Source organism: Acinetobacter sp. YH16032, assembly GCF_013417345.1.
Taxonomy (GTDB): Bacteria; Pseudomonadota; Gammaproteobacteria; order Pseudomonadales; family Moraxellaceae; genus Acinetobacter.
This window is the reverse complement of record NZ_VPEE01000142.1, coordinates 1-1544: the sequence shown is the minus strand read 5'-3', so window position 1 is coordinate 1544 and position 1544 is coordinate 1. Positions and strand designations below refer to the sequence as shown.

The 1544-nt window shown below is 35.4% G+C and carries 2 protein-coding genes; both read left to right on the top strand.

Features of this window, described 5'->3' with window-relative positions:
* Positions 1 to 36 precede the first annotated feature (36 nt).
* Complete coding sequence (gene repM, locus FTV32_RS16990) at positions 37 to 987, top strand: replication initiation protein RepM (RefSeq protein ID WP_180023054.1); 951 nt, start codon at positions 37 to 39, stop codon at positions 985 to 987.
* A 10-nt stretch (positions 988 to 997) separates the two neighbouring features.
* The gene (locus FTV32_RS17660) at positions 998 to 1111 is read left to right on the top strand and encodes a helix-turn-helix domain-containing protein (RefSeq protein ID WP_257223479.1); all 114 of its coding nucleotides are present in this window, start codon (positions 998 to 1000) and stop codon (positions 1109 to 1111) included.
* Positions 1112 to 1544: the final 433 nt, after the last annotated feature.

Genomic DNA, 1544 nt, shown 5'->3' with positions numbered 1-1544 from the left:
CTATAACCTAGCTAGTTAAATAACTTCACCAAAAAAATGAATAACTCAAACAAATTAGTAGTCAAAGACAATGCTCTTATTGATGCAAGTTTCAATTTGAGCTTGGTAGAACAGCGAATCATGCTATTGGCGATAGTAGAAGCTAGGGAAGTAAGCAAGCTAACACCAAATACTGCCATTGAAGTTTTAGTCAGCAACTACGTGCAACAATTTAAAGCAGACAGTAATAATATTTACGGTGCTATTAAAGAGGCAGCACGTACATTGAAGCGCAGAGAGTTTAGCTACCTTGATCGGTATAAGGGACAACCAGCTTATACAACTGCCAACTGGGTGAATAAAGTAACTTACGTTGATAACAATGGTATGGTGGTTTTGTATTTCAGTGAAGAAGTGATTAGCTTGATCAGTAGACTAGAAGAACAGTTTACAAAGTACCACCTTGAGCAGGTCAGTAGTTTCAAAAGTAAATACAGCACAAGGTTATATGAGCTGATCGTTAAATGGCTTAGTACAGGAAAAACCGAAAAGTACGAAATTGAAGACTTGAGAAGTAAACTTGGCTTAGGTGTAAATGAATACAGCACTATGAGCAACTTCAAAATTAACGTACTAGACAAGGCTTTGGGTGAAATTAACCAACATAGCGATCTTACAGTCAGTTACGAACAATTTAAGCAAGGCAGGGCTATTAGTGCCGTTCAATTTAAAATTGAGCAAAAGCAACAACCCAAAAAACAAAGAGAAGTTACGTCCAAAGATCAAAATACTATCGACATGTTTTGCAATTTAACAGAAGCTCAGATCAGTAAATACAGCATCATATTATCCAAAGAGCACTCCATTTCAGATTTAGCAGGTACAAAAGACTATCTTGCATTTCAATCATGGTTAGCGAATATCCTGCGAGATCCTAAAGGCGTGAGCAAAGGTACAGCCGACAGAATATTTACAACCCTGAGAGAAAAAACCGACTTCGGAAAGTGATAAATTTTTATTGTCATGCTTATTTCAAGCGAAGCAGCTACATGAGCAAGGTATGAATAACACTCAGATTGCTAAACAATTGAATGTAGCAAGGATGACTGTAATTCGTTGGTTAGGGGTGTAACAGTGAGCCTAATTCAAGTTATTAGCGCTTTTGCGTTTATATCAATTTAGTGAATTAATTTTAATTTATGTACTTGAAAAAATGATTATCACCGCCATTAACAATATGCTAAGATAAGGTTGTCTAAAGTATCACTATGTACCTAATTATTCTTTCCTGCACGCCTTTAATTACAAGCATTTCAGCCAATTCTGTTATGTTGTGCTTTCGTATTGCCTGCCTTTTGATTGATATATTATTAATAGATACTTAGAGTACATATGAGGATTAAATACTAATTAAATTATAAGGAGAGAATAGAACAATATGCCTAGAAGAAAGATTATTCGTGGTGATGTAGGAGAGTATAGAAACTACAATATCAATGATATATACACATACGATCAAGTCCAATTGGATATCATCATTGACGCTCTGGAGTACTATCAAGAGT

Coding starts and splice junctions, on each gene's coding strand:
- repM (WP_180023054.1), top strand. CDS start 37: ATGAATAACTCAAACAAATTAGTAGTCAAAGACAATGCTCTTATTGAT.